Source organism: Amycolatopsis sp. VS8301801F10, assembly GCF_046195355.1.
GTDB lineage: Bacteria > Actinomycetota > Actinomycetes > Mycobacteriales > Pseudonocardiaceae > Amycolatopsis.
Map to the genome: position 1 here is coordinate 5,387,743 of NZ_CP176065.1, position 15,802 is coordinate 5,403,544.

General features: G+C 71.4%; 15 protein-coding genes. 12 read left to right on the top strand and 3 right to left on the bottom strand.

Annotated features, from left to right (window positions below):
* Positions 1 to 317: 317 nt before the first annotated feature.
* The 10 genes from F9C11_RS25440 to F9C11_RS25485 all read left to right on the top strand — a co-directional run bounded on the left by F9C11_RS25440 (position 318) and on the right by F9C11_RS25485 (position 9,758).
* Positions 318 to 1,868 (top strand): sugar transferase, encoded by a 1,551-nt coding sequence (locus tag F9C11_RS25440; RefSeq protein WP_409179863.1) that lies wholly within the window; start codon positions 318 to 320, stop codon positions 1,866 to 1,868.
* Positions 1,869 to 2,025: 157 nt separating this feature from the next.
* Positions 2,026 to 2,637, top strand: coding sequence for a malonic semialdehyde reductase (locus tag F9C11_RS25445; protein WP_409179864.1), 612 nt, complete (start codon positions 2,026 to 2,028; stop codon positions 2,635 to 2,637).
* A gap of 156 nt (positions 2,638 to 2,793) precedes the next feature.
* Positions 2,794 to 4,821, top strand: a complete 2,028-nt coding sequence (gene thrS, locus F9C11_RS25450; protein ID WP_409179865.1) for a threonine--tRNA ligase — start codon at positions 2,794 to 2,796, stop codon at positions 4,819 to 4,821.
* Positions 4,818 to 5,360 (top strand): HIT family protein, encoded by a 543-nt coding sequence (locus tag F9C11_RS25455; RefSeq protein ID WP_409179866.1) that lies wholly within the window; start codon positions 4,818 to 4,820, stop codon positions 5,358 to 5,360. Before thrS ends, F9C11_RS25455 begins: the two co-directional genes overlap by 4 nt.
* A 50-nt stretch (positions 5,361 to 5,410) precedes the next feature.
* Positions 5,411 to 5,941 carry a MarR family winged helix-turn-helix transcriptional regulator gene (locus F9C11_RS25460; RefSeq protein WP_409179867.1) on the top strand — a complete coding sequence of 177 codons (531 nt, stop codon included), beginning with the start codon at positions 5,411 to 5,413 and terminating at the stop codon, positions 5,939 to 5,941.
* Positions 5,942 to 6,041: 100 nt separating this feature from the next.
* Positions 6,042 to 6,689, top strand: coding sequence for a phosphatidylinositol phosphate synthase (gene pgsA, locus F9C11_RS25465; RefSeq protein WP_409179868.1), 648 nt, complete (start codon positions 6,042 to 6,044; stop codon positions 6,687 to 6,689).
* A complete protein-coding gene (locus tag F9C11_RS25470) occupies positions 6,686 to 7,588 on the top strand; it encodes a phosphatidylinositol mannoside acyltransferase (RefSeq protein ID WP_409179869.1) in 903 nt (300 codons plus the stop codon). The genes pgsA and F9C11_RS25470 overlap by 4 nt, the downstream gene beginning before the upstream one ends.
* A gap of 17 nt (positions 7,589 to 7,605) precedes the next feature.
* The gene (locus F9C11_RS25475; RefSeq protein WP_409186977.1) at positions 7,606 to 8,748 is read left to right on the top strand and encodes a glycosyltransferase family 4 protein; all 1,143 of its coding nucleotides are present in this window, start codon (positions 7,606 to 7,608) and stop codon (positions 8,746 to 8,748) included.
* Positions 8,745 to 9,230 carry an NUDIX hydrolase gene (locus tag F9C11_RS25480; protein WP_409179870.1) on the top strand — a complete coding sequence of 162 codons (486 nt, stop codon included), beginning with the start codon at positions 8,745 to 8,747 and terminating at the stop codon, positions 9,228 to 9,230. Before F9C11_RS25475 ends, F9C11_RS25480 begins: the two co-directional genes overlap by 4 nt.
* 15 nt (positions 9,231 to 9,245) lie before the next feature.
* Entirely contained in the window at positions 9,246 to 9,758 is a 513-nt protein-coding gene (locus F9C11_RS25485; protein WP_409179871.1) for an XdhC family protein, read from the top strand.
* Positions 9,759 to 9,853: 95 nt separating this feature from the next.
* Here the strand turns inward: F9C11_RS25485 and F9C11_RS25490 are convergent, their stop codons facing one another.
* Positions 9,854 to 11,965: an elongation factor G-like protein EF-G2 gene (locus tag F9C11_RS25490; protein WP_409179872.1), complete on the bottom strand. Its 2,112-nt coding sequence runs from the start codon at positions 11,963 to 11,965 to the stop codon at positions 9,854 to 9,856.
* 444 nt (positions 11,966 to 12,409) lie between these two features.
* Here F9C11_RS25490 and F9C11_RS25495 point away from each other — a divergent pair, with 444 nt between their 5' ends.
* Entirely contained in the window at positions 12,410 to 14,002 is a 1,593-nt protein-coding gene (locus F9C11_RS25495) for a M4 family metallopeptidase (protein ID WP_409179873.1), read from the top strand.
* 136 nt (positions 14,003 to 14,138) lie between these two features.
* Here F9C11_RS25495 and F9C11_RS25500 read toward each other — a convergent pair whose 3' ends face one another.
* Together F9C11_RS25500 and F9C11_RS25505 are read right to left on the bottom strand one after the other, a co-directional pair.
* The gene (locus tag F9C11_RS25500; RefSeq protein WP_009079357.1) at positions 14,139 to 14,459 is read right to left on the bottom strand and encodes an AzlD domain-containing protein; all 321 of its coding nucleotides are present in this window, start codon (positions 14,457 to 14,459) and stop codon (positions 14,139 to 14,141) included.
* Entirely contained in the window at positions 14,459 to 15,154 is a 696-nt protein-coding gene (locus F9C11_RS25505; RefSeq protein ID WP_409179874.1) for an AzlC family ABC transporter permease, read from the bottom strand. The genes F9C11_RS25500 and F9C11_RS25505 overlap by 1 nt, the downstream gene beginning before the upstream one ends.
* Before the next feature lie 70 nt (positions 15,155 to 15,224).
* Here F9C11_RS25505 and F9C11_RS25510 point away from each other — a divergent pair, with 70 nt between their 5' ends.
* Positions 15,225 to 15,788, top strand: coding sequence for a helix-turn-helix domain-containing protein (locus F9C11_RS25510; RefSeq protein WP_409179875.1), 564 nt, complete (start codon positions 15,225 to 15,227; stop codon positions 15,786 to 15,788).
* Positions 15,789 to 15,802: the final 14 nt, after the last annotated feature.

Genomic DNA, 15,802 nt, shown 5'->3' on the forward strand with positions numbered 1-15,802 from the left:
GCTGCGGGCCCGCTGGGCCGTTCGGTGTAGGTAGTGGGAAACTTGACTACTGCGGGTAATTCAGGTTGCCGAGTCGGCGTGACCCATCGTGACACCCCCGTTATCTTCCGGGTGCTTCCTGACGGGAAAGACCCGCAGGCCGTGGCTGGAAAATGTCTGTAACACCGGTTGCTGACCACCCGATACCTTGGCGAGCGGCACACCTTCGGCGGCGTGGAGCGGGACCCTCTCGCTGATCACGGATCGTGATCGGCCGTCCTGACCCAGCGTGCTGGCGGCGATCAGGTCCGGGGAGCTTGCGGAGCGCGGGAGGACTGATGGAAGAACCGGTGCGGCCCTGGCCCGCGGACGGCGTTTCGCTGCCGCGGGTCGACCTTCGGGCGGTCCCCGCGCCGCCGGTCGACGTGGCGGCCCCCTCGCCCGGCCGCACCGCCGACGACCGGCTCGACCCGGCCACGGTGTGCCCGGCGGAGGGGGATCCGCCGAAAACGCACGCCGCGGAATGGGAAAAACGCTACCGCCGGACCGTGATCGCCGCGGATCTCGTCGCGGCCTGCGCGGTGATCGCGCTCAGCGCGTTCGTCATCGACCGGGTGGCGCCGCACGACATGCACGCGTTCGGCACCGCGTTCGCCATCCTGTGCGCCCTTCCGGTCAGCCGGGCCTGGAGCGCGCGGGTGCTGGGGGAGGGCCCGGAGGAGTACCGCACGCTGGGCCGGGCGCTGATCACCGCGGCGGTGCTGGTCGCGTTCGGGGGACTGTTGTTCGGCGCGCTCGAAGTGCAGCCCTGGGTGTTTTTCGTCGTGCCAGCCGTCGCGATCGTGCTGTTCCCGCAGCGGTATGTGCTTCGGCAGATTCTGCACCGGAAACGCCGGCGCGGGCTGTGCCTGCTGCCGGTGATGGCGGCGGGCAGCGCGGGAACCGTCGCGGACCTGATCCGGCGTACCCGGGCCGAGGCGCACGTCGGATGGCGGGTCGAGGCGGTCTGCACGTCCACCGGGACCGGGGAGATCGAAGGGGTGCCGGTCGTCGGGCGGCTCGAGGAGCTTTCCCGGCACGTGCGCCGCGGCGGGTACCGGGTCGTGGCCATCACGGCCGACCAGTACTGGAATCCGGAGCGGCTGCAGCGGCTCGCCTGGGATCTCGAGGGCACGTCGTCGGAAATGGTCGTCGCGCCGATGCTGATGGAGGTCGCCGGGCCCCGGCTGAACGTCAGCGGGGTGCTGGGCATGCCGCTGCTGCGGGTGACCGCGCCCGCCTTCACCGGCGGCCGCCGCCTGGTCAAAGAGGTGGTCGACCGGTGCGGGGCGGCGTTGCTGCTCGCGCTGTTCTCCCCGCTGCTGCTGGCGATCGCGGTGGCGGTGAAGGCGGGCGACCGGGGTCCGGTGATCTACCGGCAGCGGCGCATCGGCAAGGACGGCGAAGCGTTCACCATGCTCAAATTCCGCACCATGGTCGTCGACGCGCATCTGATCCGGCGCGACCTGGAGCAGGCGAACGAAGGCGCGGGACCGCTGTTCAAGATGAAGAAGGACCCCCGGGTCACGAAGGTCGGCGGACTGCTGCGCCGGTATTCGCTCGACGAGCTGCCGCAGTTGTTCAACGTCGTCGCCGGGCGGATGTCGCTGGTCGGGCCCCGGCCGCCGCTGCCGGAGGAAACGGCGACGTACGCTCCGGCCGCGCGCCGCAGGCTGCTGGTGAAACCGGGGCTGACCGGGCTGTGGCAGGTGAGCGGGCGCAGCGATCTCTCGTGGGAAGAGAGCATCCGGCTCGACCTGCGCTATGTCGAGGACTGGTCGCTGGCGCTCGACCTGGTGATCCTCTGGAAGACCTTGCGCGCCGTCCTCGCCGGGCAGGGCGCCTACTGAGCTGCGAAGATCCGTAAAGCCACGGCCGCCGGTCAGCGGAGGAACCGGCGGCCGTCCCGTGTGCTGGGTCACAACGGGGCGGCGGGCGAAATAGTCAAGCGTTCAACCATGTTGGGGCCGGGCGTAGGCGACAGCACGGGAAGGAACGACGGATCCGATGACTACTTTCGCAGAGTCCGAGCAGCTGCAGGTGCCCGCCGAGGTGCAGAACCTGCTGTTCCGCGAGGCCCGCACGGCCAACAGCTTCAGCTCGGAGCCGGTGACCGACGAGCAGGTCCGCGCGATCTACGACCTCGTCAAGTGGGCTCCGACCTCGATGAACACCCAGCCGCTGCGCGCGCTGGTGATCCGCAGCGACGAGGCGAAGCAGCGCCTGCTGCCGCACATGGCCGAGGGCAACCGCGCCAAGACCGAGGCCGCGCCGCTGACCGTGATCCTGGCCGCGGACGTCGACTTCCACGAGAACATTCCGCAGGTCTTTCCGCACAATCCGGGCGTGAAGGACAACTTCGCCGACGAGGCCGGCCGCGTCGAGTTCTCTAAGCTGAACTCGTTGCTGCAGGTCGGCTACTTCATCATCGGCGTGCGCGCCGCCGGACTGGCCGCGGGCCCGATGACCGGCTTCGACGCCGCGGGCGTGGACAAGGAGTTCTTCTCCGGCAACAACTGGCGTTCGCTCGTTGTGGTGAACGTCGGCAAGCCGGGCGAGAACCCGTGGTTCGACCGCCTGCCGCGGCTCGACTTCGAGCAGGTCGTCGAGACCCTCTGAACCCTTGCAGTGTCGCCGAGAGGCCGCCCCGCACGCCCGGGGCGGCCTTTCGGCGTCCGCGGGCAGTGCTGGCCGACGGCGGTCGAATCGGCGAACCCGCCGCCGACTAGCATCAGCGGGAGCCGTTTCAGTCACTTCTCCCAAAGGAGTCCGATCGTGTCCCAACCGTCGTCAGCTGCCGCCGTACCCGCCCCGCGCGTGGTGGTGCCGGCGGGCACTACGGCGGGCGCCGCGGTGCGCGAAGCCGGGCTGCCCACCAAGGGCCCGGACACGATCGTCGTCGTCCGCGACGCCGACGGGAAGCTGCGCGACCTCGCGTGGGCTCCCGAGGCCGAGGCGCAGGTCGAAGCCGTCGCGGCGAACACCGAGGACGGCCGCAGCGTGATCCGGCACTCCGCCGCGCACGTGCTCGCCCAGGCCGTGCAGCAGGAATTCCCGGACGCCAAGCTCGGCATCGGCCCGCCGGTGCGCGACGGCTTCTACTACGACTTCGCCGTCGAAAAGCCGTTCACGCCCGAGGATCTGCAGAAGCTCGAGAAGCGGATGAAGCAGATCGTCAAGGGTGCGCAGCAGTTCTCGCGCCGGGTCTTCGCCTCCGCCGACGAGGCCAAGGAAGAACTGAAGGACGAGCCGTTCAAGCTCGAACTGGTGGACCTCAAGTCCGATGTGGACACCACCGAGGTGATGGAGGTCGGCGGGGGAGAGCTGACCATCTACGACAACCTCGACCCGCGCACCAAGGAACGCGTGTGGAGCGACCTCTGCCGCGGCCCGCACGTGCCCACCACCAAGTTCATCCCGGCCTTCAAGCTCACCCGGGTGGCCGCCGCGTACTGGCGCGGCAACGAGAAAAACCCGCAGCTGCAACGGATCTACGGCACCGCGTGGGAATCGGCCGAGGCGCAGGACGCCCACCTCGAGCGCCTCGCCGAGGCCGAGCGGCGCGACCACCGCAAGCTCGGCGCGGAGCTGGACCTGTTCTCCTTCCCCGAGGAGATCGGCTCCGGCCTTCCGGTGTTCCACCCCAAGGGCGGCATCATCCGCCGCGAGCTGGAGAACTACTCGCGCCGCCGGCACGAGGAAGCCGGCTACGAGTTCGTGAACACCCCGCACATCTCCAAGGGCGATCTGTTCCACACCTCCGGGCACCTCCCGTACTACGCGGACACGATGTTCCCGCCGGTGCAGTTCGAGGAAGAGGACTACTACCTCAAGGCGATGAACTGCCCGATGCACAACCTGATCTTCCGCTCGCGCGGGCGGTCCTACCGCGAACTGCCGCTGCGGCTGTTCGAATTCGGCACCGTCTACCGCTACGAGAAGTCCGGCGTCGTGCACGGCCTCACCCGCGTGCGCGGCCTGACGATGGACGATTCGCACATCTACTGCACCAAGGAGCAGATGCCGTCGGAGCTGCGGTCGCTGCTCAAGTTCGTGCTGGACCTGCTGGCCGACTACGGCCTGTCCGACTTCTACCTCGAACTGTCGACCCGGGGCGACTCGGACAAGTTCATCGGCGAGGACTGGGAGTGGGAGGAGGCCACCGAGACGCTGCGCCAGGCGGCGGTCGACTCCGGCCTCGAACTGGTGCCGGACCCGGGCGGCGCGGCCTTCTACGGCCCGAAGATCTCGGTGCAGGCCAAGGACGCCATCGGCCGCACCTGGCAGATGTCGACCATCCAGCTGGACTTCAACCAGAACAAGCGGTTCGGCCTCGAGTACACCGCGCCCGACGGCAGCCGCCAGCGGCCGATCATGATCCACCGCGCGCTGTTCGGGTCGATCGAGCGGTTCTTCGGCGTGCTGACCGAGCACTACGCGGGCGCGTTCCCGGCGTGGCTGTCGCCGGTGCAGGCGGTCGGCATCCCGATCACCGCCGACCAGGTCGAGTACCTGCGCGGCGTGGAGAAGGCGTTGCGCGCCAAGGGGATCCGCGTCGAGGTCGACGCGAGCGACGACCGGATGCAGAAGAAGATCCGCACGCACACCACGCAGAAGGTGCCGTTCCTGCTGCTGGCCGGCGCGAAGGACGCGGAGGCGGGCGCGGTGTCGTTCCGGTTCCGCGACGGCGGCCAGATCAACGGCGTCCCGGTCGAGCAGGCGGTCGAGGCGATCGCGGAATGGGTCGCCCGGCGGGAGAACGCGTCGCCGTCGGCCGAGGCCGTGGAGAAGATCCTGAAGTGACCGGGCCGGAACTCGTCGAACAGGACGGGATCGGGGTCCCGGACGCGCTGCAGCGGCTGTGGACCCCGCACCGGATGGCCTACATCCGCGGCCAGGACAAGCCCGAGGGCGAGGAGTCCGACGGCTGCCCGTTCTGCCGCCTGCCCGGCCTCGGCGACGACAAGCGCGCGCTGATCGTCGCGCGCGGCGAAACCGTGTTCGCGGTGCTGAACCTGTACCCGTACAACCCGGGGCACCTGATGGTGGTCCCGTACCGGCACGTCGCGGACTACCCGGACCTCACCCCCGAGGAGACGCGCGAGCTGGCCGAGTTCACCCAGCACGCGATGGGCGTGATCCGGGCGGTCTCGGCGGCGCACGGGTTCAACATCGGGATGAACCAGGGCGTGATCGCCGGGGCGGGCATCGCCGCGCACCTGCACCAGCACCTGGTGCCGCGCTGGGGCGGCGACGCGAACTTCATGCCGGTGATCGGGCACACGAAGGTGCTGCCGCAGCTGCTCGGCGAAACCCGCGACCTGCTCGCGGACGCGTGGTGAGGCCCGTCGCGCGACGGTGATTGAGTGCTCAACCAGCGTATGATGACGATATGTCCGAACCACGCTGGCTGACCGACGACGAGCAGCGGGTCTGGCGCGCCTACGCCCAGGCCAGTTCGCAGCTGCACGCGCACCTCGAAGGACAGCTGCAGCACGATTCGGGCATGCCGCACACGTACTACGAGGTGCTCGTCGCGCTGTCCGAGGCGGAGGGGCGGCGGCTGCGGATGAGCGAGCTGGCGTCGGTGCGCGGGTCGTCGCGCAGCCGGCTGTCGCACGCGGTCGCGCGGCTGGAGGCGAAGGGCTGGGTCCGGCGCGAGTCCTGCCCGACGGACAAGCGCGGGTCGTGGGCGGTGCTCACCGACGCCGGGTTCGCGGCCCTGAAGGAGGCCGCGCCCGGGCATGTCGAGGCGGTCCGGGAGACGCTGTTCGACCAGCTGAGCGCCGAGCAGGTGCGCCAGCTGGGCGAGATTTCCGAGGCGATCCTGGCCGGGCTGCGGCCGAAATGCCAGGCCGTCCGCGAGGCCGAGGAGGCCGCGGAATTCGCCGCGCCGGTCGTCGAACTGCCGAAATCCGGCTGACGCTCCGGCGGGTCGCGGGCGGGCGGGTCCGGTTCGGACAGCGGGGTCGATAGGCTTTCGTCGCCCACCCGCCCCCGAATCAGGTGCACAGACGAGGAAGATGCTCAACATTTTCGCCCGTGCCTCGGTCTCCCGCGTGACGGACCCGATCGGCGCCGCCCTGGTCCGCGCCGGACTGACCCCGAACGCGATGACCGTGCTCGGCACCGCGGGCGCGGTCGCGTGCGCGCTGGCGTTCTTCCCGCAGGGCCTGCTGCTGTGGGGCACGTTCACCGTGTGGGGCTTCGCCATGCTCGACCTGCTCGACGGCGCGATGGCCCGCGCCCGCGGGTACGGCACCCCCTTCGGCGCGGTCCTCGACGCGACCTGCGACCGGCTGGTCGACGGCGCGCTGTTCGCCGCGATCGCGTGGTGGTGCTTCGTGCAGGACCACAACAACCGGGCCGCGGCTGCCGCGCTGATCTGCCTCGTGCTGGCCCAGGTCATTTCCTACGTGAAGGCGCGCGCCGAAGCGTCCGGCCTCGAAGCCGACGGCGGGCTGGTGGAACGCGCGGAGCGGCTCATCATCGCCCTCGTCGGCACCGGGCTGCACGGCCTCGGCGTGCCCTGGACCGTCGAGATCTCGCTGTGGCTGCTCGCCGTGCTGTCGGTGGTCACGCTGCTGCAGCGGGCGGCGGCGGTGGCGAGCGCGGCGCGTGCGGCCGCGGCGAAACAGGCCGGCACCTCGGCGGGCGGGGCGCAACCGTGAGCACACTGTCCCAGCGGCTCAGCGAGTTCGGCTACGCGACGGGCTGGCGGCTCGTCCGGCGGGTGCCGAGGTCGTTCGGGGCGGCGACGTTCGCCTTCGGCGCCGACATGGCCGCCCGGCGCGGCGGCGGGGGAGTGCGGCAGCTGCGCGCCAACCTCGCCCGCGTCGTCCCGCAGGCCGGGGAAGCGGAGCTGGACGAGCTGGTCCGGCGCGCGATGCGGTCGTACGCGCGCTACTGGTTCGAGACCTTCCGGCTCCCGGCGATGGACCACGCGGCGGTGGCCAAGCAGGTGACGGTGACCGGCGCGGAGAACATCGACGCGGCGCTCGCCGAGGGCAACGGCGCGGTGATGACGCTGCCGCACAGCGGGAACTGGGACATCGCCGGCGTCTGGCTCGCCAGTTACGCGGGCACCTTCACCACCGTCGCGGAGCGGCTCAAACCCGAGTCGCTGTACCGCCGGTTCGTGTCGTTCCGGGAGTCGCTCGGCTTCGAAATCGTGCCGCTGACCGGCGACAGCGCGGCGATGCGGCTGCTGCTGCGGCGGCTGCGCGAGAACAAGCTGGTGGTCCTGCTGGGGGACCGGGACCTGACGTCGTCCGGCATCCCGGTGCGGTTCTTCGGCGAGAAAACGCACCTGCCGCCCGGCCCGGCGCGGCTCGCCGCCACCACCGGGGCCGCGCTGCTGCCGACCGGCTGCTGGTTCACCGAGGACGGCTGGGAGATCCGGATCCACCCGCGCATCCGCGTCACCGCGCGGGCCGAGGTGCCCGCCGCGACGCAGGCGCTGGCCGACGTGTTCGCCGGCGACATCGCCGCGCATCCGGCCGACTGGCACATGCTGCAGCCGTTCTGGCCCGCCGATTCGGCGGCGGCGGCGCTGGAAGAAGCGAGCTGACCCGGGTGGCGCGCGGGTTGAAGATCGGGATCGTGTGCCCGTACTCGTTCGACGTTCCGGGCGGGGTCCAGGGGCACGTGATCGACCTGGCGAAAGCGCTGCTCGAACGCGGCCACCGGGTGTCGGTGCTGGCACCGGCGGACGAAGACGCGCAGCTGCCGGATTTCGTGCACCCGGCGGGCAAGGCGCTGGGGATCCCGTACAACGGCTCGGTCGCGCGGCTGCAGTTCGGCCCGGTTTCCTACACCCGGGTGCGGCGGTGGATCCGGGACAACGGGTTCGACGTGCTGCACCTGCACGAGCCCGCCGCGCCGAGCCTGTCGCTGCTGGCGCTGAAGGTCGCGGACGGGCCGATCGTGGCCACCTTCCACACCGCGACGACGCGTTCGCGGACGCTGGCGGCGTTCCAGCCGGTGCTGCGGCCGCTGCTGGAGAAGATCACCGCGCGGATCGCGGTGTCCGCGCTGGCCCGGCGGGTGCAGGTGGAGCACGCGGGCGGCGACGCGGTGGAAATCCCGAACGGCGTGGACGTCGAGTTCTTCTCCCGTGCGCTGCCGCTGGACGGCTACCCGCGCGCGGGCGGCACGATCGGGTTCGTCGGCCGGTTCACCGAACCGCGCAAGGGCATGGACGTGCTGCTGGAGGCCGCGCGGCAGCTGCTGCCGGAGTTCGAGGACCTGCGCCTGCTCGTGGTCGGCCGCGGCGAGCCGGACCAGCTGCGGAAGATGGCCGGACCGGACCTGTGGCCCCACGTCGACCTGCTGGGCCAGGTCGACGACGAGACGAAGGCCCGGGCGCTGCGCAGCGTGGACGTCTACTGCGCGCCCAACACCGGCGGCGAGAGCTTCGGGATGATCCTCACCGAGGCGATGGCCGCGGGCACTCCGGTGCTGGCCAGCGGCCTCGACTCGTTCCGCCGCGTCCTCGACGACGGCCGCGCCGGAATGCTCCACGCCACCGGCGACCCGGCCTCCCTGGCCGACGGCCTGCGCGAACTGCTGGGCGACCCGGCGCACCGGGCGTCGCTGGCGGCGGCCGCGGGCGAGCGGGTGACGGCCTACGACTGGGGGGTCGTGGTCACGCAGGTGCTGCGGGTGTACGAGACGGCCATCGCGGCGGACCCCCGGCTGGTCGCGGCGGGCGAGCGGGAGCCGGCGTGACGGTGCTGGGGTGGCTGCTCGGGGCGGCGGCCGCGGTCGTGGTGCTCGGCGGGCTGTTCCTGGTCGCGACCGCGAACCGGCTGGACCGGCTGCACGTCCGGACCGACGCGGGCTGGGCCGCGCTGGAAGCCGCGCTCGCCCGCCGGGCCGTGGTCGCCCGCGCCGTCGCCGCCGTGCTGCCCGACGGGGCGGCTCTCCACGCCGCGGCCGCGCGCGCCGAGGCTGCCGCGCGGCCGGACCGCGAGGCAGCGGAGAACGAGCTGACCCTGGTCCTGGCGCGGATCGACCGGTCCCGGCTGCCGGAGGTGCTCTCCGAGGAACTGACCGACGCCGAACACCGGGTCGTCATCGCGCGCCGCGTGCACAACGACGCGGTGCGGGACACGCTGGCCCTGCGGCGGCGCCGGAAGGTGCGGTACTTCAAGCTCGCCGGGACCGCGCCGCTGCCGGAGTACTTCGAATTCGCCGAGCCGGACCTCTGAGGCAGACTGAGCCGCATGACGACCGAACCCGATGCCTGCGCCGTCGCACACGGCGAGGTCGAAGAGCCGCCCGCCGAACGGACCCTGGTGGCCGTGTTCGCCTCGCCGGTCGCGAAGCACCTGCTGCGCTACGCGACCGACCTGGGCTATCGCGCCGTGCTGTTCGAACCGGACGAGGCACGGGCCACCGACGCCCCCGAGGGAGTCGAGGTCCGCACGACCGCCCCCGCTCCGGGCCCGGACGCGGACGTCGTGGTGACCGACCACCACCGCCCGGAACTGGGCCCGGTCCTGCAGGCCGCACTGGCGACGCCGACGCGGTGGATCGGCGTGCTGGGCAACCCGCGCCATCCGGGACCGCACGTGGAAGCGCTGCGCGCGCTGGGCGTGCCGGAACCGGACATCGCGAGGGTGCACCGGCCGGTCGGGCTGAACATCGGCTCGCGCACTCCGGCGGAGATCGCGGTGGCGACGCTGGCCGGGTTGGTGGCGGACCGGAACGGGCGGCCGGGCGGATTCGAGTTCTGACTCGTGAGTGGTTGTCCCGGTTCTAACCGGGACAACCACTCACGAGCCACCCACCTTCGCCGCGCCGCTGCCGCTGTCAGCTCGGGCCTAACTGCTCACGAGGGGACGGCCGCCCCCTCCGGCATCGGCTCGAACCGCGCGTGCCGCCGCGTGAACGTCGCCGTCCCCGAGGTCAGCGAGCGCAGATCCACCGCGTACCGCAGCAGTTCCGCCGCGGGCACTTCGGCGTGCACCACGGTGTGCCCGCCCTCGCCGGATTCCGTGCCCAGCACCCGGCCGCGGCGGGAGGACAGGTCGCCCAGCACGGTGCCCAGGTGTTCGTCCGGCAGGCTCACCTCGACCGTGTCCAGCGGTTCCAGCAGCAGGATCCGGCTGGCCGCCGCGGCTTCCCGCAGGGCGAGCGCGCCGGCGGTCTGGAACGCCGCGTCCGAGGAGTCGACGCTGTGCGCCTTCCCGTCGGTCAGGGTCACGCGCACGTCGACCACCGGGTAGCCGTCCTGGACGCCGCGTTCCAGTTGTGCCCGCACGCCCTTCTCGACGCTCGGGATGAACTGGTGCGGCACCGCGCCGCCGACCACCTTGTCCACGAACTCGAACCCGGCGCCGCGCGGCAGCGGTTCGACTTCGATGTCGCACACCGCGAACTGGCCGTGCCCGCCGGACTGCTTCACGTGCCGTCCGTGGCCTCGCGCGGATTTCGCGAACGTGGAGCGCAGGCTGATCCGCACCGGCTCGGTGCCGACGTCCGCGCCGCCCGCGCGCAGCCGCGACAAAACGACCTCCGCGTGCGCCTCTCCCATGCACCACAGCACGAGCTGCCCGGTTTCCGCGTTGCGCTCCAAGCGCAGCGTCGGATCGCCGGCGACGAGCCGGGAAAGGTTGCGGGACAACGTGTCCTCGTCGCTGCGGGACTTCGCGACCACGGCCACCGGCAGCAGCGGTTCGGGCATCCGCCACGGTTTGATCAGCAGCGGATCGTCCGGCGACGACACCGTGTCGCCGGTTTCGGCCGAACCCACTTTGGTGAGCGCGCACAGATCTCCCGCGACGCAGAACGGCACCTCGCGCAGGTTCGCGCCGAGCGGCGAGTACAGGTGGGCGACGCGTTCGTCCGCGTCGTGGTCTTCGTGGCCGCGTTCGGCGAGGCCGTGGCCGGAGACGTGCACCGGGTTCTCCGGGCGCAGCGTCCCGGAAAACACCCGGACGAGCGACACTCGACCCACGTACGAATCGACTGCGGTGCGCACGACCTCGGCGGCGAGCGGGCCGGCCGGGTCGGCGGACAGCGCGGCGTGCTCGGCGCCGTCGGGGCTCGTCACGCCGGGCGGGGTGTGCTCCAGCGGCGAAGGGAAAGCCCGCACGATGCCGTCGAGCACCTCGGCTAGCCCGATCCCGCTGGTCGCGCACACCGGGATGACCGGGTGGAACGAACCGCGCGCGACGGCCGTCTCGAGGTCGGCGATCAGCACGTCCTCGGCGATCTCCTCGCCGCCGAGGTACCGGTCCATCAGGGTCTCGTCCTCGCTCTCGGCGATGATGCCCTCGATCAGCTCGTTGCGGGCGTCGGCGAATTCCTCGGAGACGGCCGGGTCCGGGTCGCTCACGCGCGGCGGATAGCCGGCGGAGTAGTCGTAGCGGCGCTGGGTGACGAGCCCGACCAGGCCGTCCGGCGCCGGGAGGTACAGCGGCAGCACGCCCGCGCCGAAGGCGGCCTGGCAGGCGGCGATCTCGGCGAGCGCGTCGGCGCGGTGGTGGTCGAGCCGCGACACGACGACCGCGCGCGGCATGCCCACCGCCGCGCATTCCTCCCACACCGCGACGGTGGCGGCGTCCACGCCCTCGGCGGCGCAGACCACGAACAGCGCGGCGTCCGCGGCCCGCAGCCCGGCGCGCAGCTCGCCCACGAAATCGGCGTACCCCGGGGTGTCGATGAGATTGATTTTGTGCCCGGCGTGCAACACCGGAGCGACGGAAAGCCCGACTGAGCGCTGCTGGCGCACGGCGGCCGGGTCGTGGTCGCACACCGTGGTGCCCTCCACGACCGAACCGGCGCGCGGCACCGTGCCGGACGCGGCGAGCAAGGCCTCGGTGAGCGTGGTCTTCCCGGACCCGGAGGGCCCGACGAGGACGACGTTGCGCACCTTGGCGGGGTCGTCCACAGCGACGGCGGCCCCGGGGTCGGCACTCCTGTTCTGCTTGTCGGCCATGACGGCCTCCTCAGCGACGGCGGATGGAAGAACTGTGTCCCCGATCACACACCCGCGACCCGCCGGGAGGCAAGGCGCGCGGCCCGGGACCAGCCGTTCGCTCACCGCGGCCGGCCAGTCTCCCGGACGGCCCGATTCCACTGTGGACGACCCGGATTCGACCGTCCACAAAGGAGCACACGGCGAATTGCCGCCGGATTCATCCGGAAAGCCGGGCTGCTGCCGGAGTGGGCGAGTGGCGATTCTTGGGCGGAAAGGGGAAATTCCGGAAATCGCGCGCCGGAAATCGGGGAGACGGCGCCGAAGTTGACAACTTCACGACGTTCGTCGGTTGCCCGGAGTTGGGAAAAACCCGACTCTGGGCGGGGTTCGATCCCATTCCACTTCCGAATCCGGCCCCCACCCCCGGGCCTGATCCGGCCTGTCCGGAGGAGAACACCGCCGATGAAATCGCGCCGACCGCTCGTGCTGCTCGCAGCCGGGGTGCTGGCCGGGGCCGTCACCACGGCCACCGCCGCCCACGCGCAACCTCTCGAACCGCAGAGTCCGCAGGCCGCCGAAGCCGTCGCGGCCACCGCCGCGCAGGCGCTGGTCGCCTCCCGGCCCGCCGCGCTGCACGCCAGCAAGGACGACGTTTTCCTGCAGCACAAGGTGATCTCGTCGACCGACGGGCTGAAATACGTGCCGTATGACCGCACCTACAAGGGAATTCCGGTGATCGGCGGCGACTTCGTCGTGGCCGCGAACTCCGCCGGGAAGGTGCTCGCCACCTCGGTCGCGCAGACTTCCGAGATCGCCCTGCCCGGCACCTCGCCGAAGCTGACCGCGAAGCAGGCCGAAGCGATCGCCCGCACCCAAGTGCCCACTGTGGACACTGTGCGGCCCGCGACCCTTGCCGTATACGCGCTCGGCAGCCCGAAACTCGCCTGGACGACCCGGGTGACCGGGCGGAACGCGGAAGGGCCGAGCAAGCTGGACGTCGTCGTCGACGCGATGACCGGCAAGGTGCTGCACACCCAGGAGCACGTGGCCTACGGCGACGCGCAGGGCGTGTGGAACGGCCCGGAGCCGCTGCACCTCGACACCTCCTCGGACGGCGCCGGCGGCTACTCGATGACGGACCCGAACATCGCGAACCTCAGCTGCCAGGACGCGGCCACCCAGCAGACCTTCACCAAGTCGACCGACAGCTGGGGCAACGGCGACGAGACCGACAAGGAAACCGGCTGCGCCGACGCCCTGTACGGCATCCAGCAGGAGAACAAGATGCTGTCGCAGTGGCTGGGCCGCAACAGCTTCGACGGCAACGGCGGCGGCTGGCCGATCCGCGTCGGGCTCAACGAGCAGAACGCCTACTACGACGGCACCCAGGTCCAGGTCGGCAACAACACCTCGGGCCAGTGGATCGGCTCGCTCGACGTGATCGGGCACGAGTTCGGCCACGGCATCGACGACCACACCCCGGGCAGCATGTCCGGCGGCGGCACCCAGGAATTCGTCGCGGACGTGTTCGGGGCCTCCTCCGAGTGGTTCGCCAACGAGCCCGCGCCGTACGCGGTCCCGGACTTCCTCGTCGGCAACCAGGTGAACCTCACCGGCAGCGGGCCGATCCGCAACATGTACGACCCGTCCCAGCTCGGCCACGCGAACTGCTACGACGACTCGATCCCCGGCACCGAGGTGCACGCCGCGGCAGGCCCCGGCAACCACTGGTTCTACCTGCTGGCCGAGGGTTCGAACCCGAGCAACGGCCAGCCGGCCAGCCCGACCTGCGACAACTCCGCGGTGACCGGGCTCGGCGTGCAGACCGCGGTGAAGATCTTCTACAACGCGATGCTGCTCAAGACCAGCGGCAGCTCCTACCAGAGCTACCGCACCTGGACGCTGACCGCGGCGAAGAGCCTCTTCCCGAACGGCTGCACCGAGTTCAACACGGTGAAGGCGGCGTGGGACGCGGTGAGCGTGCCGGCGCAGCCGGAGGACCCGACGTGCGGCGCGGTCGGCCCGACCGGTTCGCGGGCGATTTCCGCTCGCTGACCCGGAACTGATTTCCCCCCGGCGGGAGGGGGCGGCGAGCACTCGTCTCCCCCTCCCGGCCGCTCGTGCCCGGCAGGCTTTTCCGGGCGAGGAGAATTCCTCCGGAAAAAGACGCCGCGCAATTTCCCGGGAATGATTACGGAACCCCGGCGAGCCGGAGCAAAGCAGCGGTCGCCGCGGCGGCGATCACGACCGCCACGAATGGCGCTTTCCGCCACGCCAGCACGCCGCCCGCCAATACTCCGGCGGGCCGGGCGATTCCGGCGAATTCGTGCCCCTGGGTCAGCGCGCTGGTCGCGACCAGCGCGGCCAGCAGCACCACGGCGGACAGCGTCATCAGCCGTTCGGCGCGCGGGGACAGTCGCACTTTCGTGCGCAGCAGCGGCCCGGCGAGCCGGAACGCGAACGTACCGGCCGCCAGCACGAGTGTCGCGACGATCAGTTCCGCGCCGTCCATCAGTGCGCTCCTTCCAGCGGCTTCGGCTCCTTCGCCGCCGCGCCGGCGACGACGCCGACCAGCGCCAGCAGCACCGGCAGGCCGGCCGGGAGCAGGGGAGTGGCCGCGAGCGCGACCACCACGCCGATCAGCACCGGCAGCCGCGAGGCCCGGTCCTTCAGCGACGGCAGCACCAGCGCCAGCAGCACCGCCGGGAAGGCGGCGTCCAGGCCGAACGCGTCGGTGTCGCTGATCGCGGACCCGGCGAACGCGCCGACCACCACGCCGAGGTTCCAGCACACGAACAGCCCGATGCCGCACGCCCAGTACGCCGCCCGCCGCCGGTCCGCGTCGCGCTGGGCCAGCGCGAACGCCACCGATTCGTCGATCATCAGGTGGCTCCCGGCCAGCCGCCCGAGCAGTCCGCGCCCGAGCGCGTCGCCGACCGCGAACCCGAACGGCACGTGCCGCGCGTTCACCAGCAGCCCGGCGGCCACCGCGGCAAGCGGATTGCCGCCCGAGGCGACGATGCCGACGAACATGAACTGCGAAGCCCCGGCGAAAACCAGCAGGGACAGCAGCATCGGCGCCCACAACGGGAAGCCGGAGCCCACCGCGATGGCGCCGTAGGACACGCCCACGAGGGCGTCGGCCAGGCACACGAGACCGATGTCGCGGACGAGGCCGCGATCGAGTGTTCGCCAAATCGAACGCATAGTGTCCTATGCTGAACACAGCCGACCCTGTTCGTCAAGGCGAACGAGAAGACTGATGGAGCGAACACACATGCCGAACGAGAGCACCGGCGCGCCGCTGGACATCATCGCGGCGTCGCTGCGCCGCGAACGGGCCCGCGCCGGCCTCTCCCTGACCGAGGTCGCGCGCCGCGCGGGCCTGGCGAAATCCACGTTGTCCCAGCTGGAATCGGGGTCCGGCAACCCGAGCGTGGAGACGCTGTGGGCGCTGGGCGTCGCGCTGGACGTGCCGTTCTCCCGGCTGGTCGAACCGGAACGGCAGGAGGTGAAGGTGATCCGCGCGGGCAAGGGCCCGACGGTGTTCGCCGAACACGCCGACTACGCGTGCACGCTGCTGTCCGCGTGCCCGTCCGCGGCGCGCCGGGACATCTACCTGGTCAGCGCGGAACCGGGCAGCCCTCGGCGGTCGGATCTGCACATGAGCGGGGTGGTGGAGCACACCGTGCTGTGCGCGGGCCGGGCGCGGATCGGCATCATGGACGACCCGGTGGAGCTGCTGCCCGGGGACTACATCTGCTATCCGGGGGACGTGCCGCACATCTTCGAGGCGCTGGAGCCGGGGACGTTCGGGGTGGAGATTTCCGAATACCACTGAATCCGGCCGGAAAC